Origin of the sequence: Streptococcus oralis (assembly GCF_001075875.1) — a bacterium.
GTDB lineage: Bacteria > Bacillota > Bacilli > Lactobacillales > Streptococcaceae > Streptococcus > Streptococcus oralis_I.
In genome coordinates, this window is record NZ_JUOS01000153.1 from 1 (window position 1) to 2,982 (window position 2,982).

2 protein-coding genes and 1 pseudogene are annotated in these 2,982 nt (G+C 36.2%); 1 reads left to right on the forward strand and 2 read right to left on the reverse strand.

The window, feature by feature from the left end; translation table 11 throughout:
* Positions 1-144 precede the first annotated feature (144 nt).
* Positions 145-1,290, reverse strand: coding sequence for a low temperature requirement protein A (locus ADM33_RS08540; protein ID WP_000209242.1), 1,146 nt, complete (start codon positions 1,288-1,290; stop codon positions 145-147).
* A gap of 163 nt (positions 1,291-1,453) precedes the next feature.
* On the reverse strand, positions 1,454-2,296 hold the full coding sequence (locus ADM33_RS08545; protein WP_006152895.1) for an aldo/keto reductase: 843 nt from the start codon (positions 2,294-2,296) through the stop codon (positions 1,454-1,456).
* 102 nt (positions 2,297-2,398) lie between these two features.
* On the opposite strand from ADM33_RS08545, the pseudogene ADM33_RS08550 reads away from it, so the two are divergent.
* A pseudogene (locus ADM33_RS08550) lies at positions 2,399-2,740 on the forward strand (T6SS immunity protein Tdi1 domain-containing protein); the annotation flags it as partial.
* Positions 2,741-2,982 lie beyond the last annotated feature (242 nt).

The window sequence follows — 2,982 nt, forward strand, 5'->3', positions numbered from 1 at the left end:
TACCTAATGATTATGCTATTCTAGATATATAGTTTTGTTATAAATAAATGTCAGTGCGAGTTCAAATCGGAGGATAAAATGGAAAAACAAATTAATGAAAAAAAAGCCTTGGAAAACCAAGGCTTTTTTAATGCTATAAACTCATTAAAAGAACCCCCAGTTAGATTTGGAATATTTTTTATTCTGTGTCACATAAAAATAAATAAAATGAATGGCTATAGCTAGAGTAAAAATGGTTGCAATACTCAACACTGTTATAGGATTAGAAGCGAAAAGCAAAGAGAGAATCAAGGCAGCCAGATAGAGTGTCGCTTGAGCACAGTAGTAACTTCTCGGATAGCGAAGATAGTTTTTGTTATAGGGCCCATTTGCTAGGACAGCAGCTTGGAAGAGGCCAATTCCGATATAAAAGAAGCTGATTGCAACGAGAAGATTAGCCTCGGGATTCAGGAGATAACCCATCGAAACTGTCATCAACATAAGCCCGATGAAAATAGGATAGTGACTATAAATTACAAATAATCCCTTTTGACTAGATCCTTCATCAATAGCATGGTCAAATTCGCCAAAATAAAACAAGAACAGGGAAAGCATGATAACGAAATTGAGAACCGAATAAATCGAGAAATTCTCGACTGTAAAGAAGCTAGCTAGCCCAACAACCATCTCTCCAAACGTAATAATCACAAGAAGGGAGACGCGCTCGATTAAATGGGGAAGATTTACCTGGAAATGCTCATCTTTAGTAATCAAGAAAATTGGCACAATAAATGTTAGCAGAATACTAGCAATAAAGATATAGACTCCAACGTAAATAGGAAAAAGAGCTGCCAGATAGACTCCTAAACTTCCTAGACCTGTTAACCATAGAAAACCTTTGATACTTTCCCGATCAGTATTATCGGTTGATTTTCTAAAAAATTCAACCAAATATTGAAAAAATAAGGTAAGGGTCAATGTACCAACAGCCCAACAGGTATAATAGAACCATTGTTGCCAATTGTATCCAATCATATTGGACATAAAGAGCATAAGTCCCATGTTGATAAACATGATTACCATGTTAAATAACGAGTTTGTTCCATAGCGATTGGTATAAATGGTTTGAATCATCCAGGAATTGATGATAACCATGACAGAGATGAAGAAATCAAGTAAAGAATCCCAAGCCACAACACCGCTATGAAGAGGGTGAATTAAAGCAGTTGCTTTTGAAATTGCAAAAACAAACACTAGGTCATAAAATAGTTCTGAAAATTCTACACGTTTATGCTTAATAAGAGTTGTCATATTAATACCTTTCTACTTTAGAAATACAATACATTATAACAGAAAATGGTAATGAAAGAAAAGGATATGCTTAAATAATTTCATGTGGCGCGAATTGTCAAAATCTTGACTTCTTTTGTCATTTACTTGAAAAAGCAACCCTGACGAGTTGATTAAAATCCTATTAAAAATTAACTTTGTCAGGATCATCCTGAGTTTTGATGCCTTGAATCTTATCCAAGACCGCCATATCTTCCTCTGATAAGTCGAAGCCGAAGATATCCAAGTTAGCTTTTATATTTTTAGGTGTCACAGACTTAGGTAGTGGCAAGAAACCTTTTTGAAGGCTCCAACGCAGAGCAACTTGTGCCACAGATTTACCGTTACGTTCAGCCACTGCTTCAACATCTTCATTTCCAAAAATACCACCTGTACCTAGTGGACTATAGGCTTCAAGAAGGATATCGCGCTCTTGGCAATAGGCAACTAAGTCTTTTTGGTCACAACCTGGAGCCAAGAGGATTTGATTGACATGTGGCACAATTTCAGCTGTTTCAAGAAGAGCTTCTAGGTGATGTTGCATAAAGTTAGACACACCGATAGCACGCACCTTACCTTCTTTGTAGGCTTCTTCCATTGCCTTCCAAGCGCCTGCATTACCAGACTTCCAAGCATCATTCTCACGAAGCGCCTTTGGATTAGGCCAATGGATAAGCAAAAGATCCAAATAATCCACACCAAGTCTTTCGAGAGACTCATCGATAGAAGTCTTAGCCAACTCGTAATCGTGCTTATCATTCCAAAGTTTGGTAGTTAGGAAAATATCCTCACGTGCCAAATCACTATCAGCAATCGCCTTACCTACAGAAACCTCGTTACCGTAAATTTGTGCGGTATCAATATGTGTGTAACCCGCCTTAAGTGCGAAGCTAACGCTGTTATAGGCTTCTTCGCCTTCAGCAATTTGCCAAGTTCCAAAACCAATTTTAGGAATAGCAACCCCATTTGCAAGCGTATATGTTTCCATGATTTTCACCTTTTCTTTTTTTAATAGTACTATCTTAAAAAAGATAAGACAAAAATGCAAAGATTTGCTACGGCTATTATTATGAATAGTTCCTTACTTCTTTTTCCGATGTTCGTAACAGCCTTTGGAGATATTATTACTTGGGAAGAGAATGAATTTGTTGGTATTGTAAAATAAAATCTTCAAGACTGCGACATTATTATCAAGAGCCTGAAATATTTTCTTCAGTATTTAGATAACTCATATGTGACTGATAACTTTGAATTGGATTTATATAGACAGGCTGTGTTAAAACATGGTCCCTTGTCTTATAACCAATGTTTCGGTTTTGTTCCTTTACTAGCCTTGGGAGGCGTAAAAGATGTGGATCATATGGATAAGCTAAAAACCTTGGAACACATTTACCTCATGTACCAACTCACAGGCGGAGTGTTTGACGATTGATAATAAGTAATCACCGTGAGGTGTTTTTTTCTATTAAATCGAGGTGTTAGATAAATAGCGAGTCTTTGATGAGAGTCGCTTATTTTGTGAATATAAACTTTTTGGTACAAAAAACAAAATGACAAGCAAAAAAGCCTTATAAATCAAGGCTTTTTCCTGTTGTTTAGATGCCCCCTACATGGATTTGTAAGAACTTTTCATATTGAAAATAAACAAAAATGTTGAAATATAGCTGATTTTAG